The 219-nt window shown below is 60.7% G+C and carries 1 protein-coding gene; it reads right to left on the reverse strand.

The window, feature by feature from the left end; genetic code table 11:
* Positions 1-211 (reverse strand): SDR family NAD(P)-dependent oxidoreductase (locus tag A3736_RS04390; protein ID WP_156501965.1); only part of this gene is annotated, 211 nt, incomplete at its 3' end.
* Between the last annotated feature and the right edge of the window lie 8 nt (positions 212-219).

A 219-nucleotide genomic window follows, 5' to 3' on the forward strand; every position in this document is an offset into this window, starting at 1 on the left:
TTTCGATCTGCGACACATCGGTGAGGTCCGCGCCCGAATGGGTTGCGCCCAGTTCCTCACACAAGCTCGCGATCTCGTCCGCATCGCCGAAGCCGTTCAGGACGATATCGGCCCCCTGCTCCTGCAAAGCCCGTGCAATGGCGAGGCCGATACCGCTGGTCGACCCCGTTACAAGCGCGCGCTTGCCTTTGAGGAAATCGGGTTGAAACATTTTGGCCT

The organism is Erythrobacter sp. HI0063, from assembly GCF_001635685.1.
GTDB lineage: Bacteria > Pseudomonadota > Alphaproteobacteria > Sphingomonadales > Sphingomonadaceae > Qipengyuania.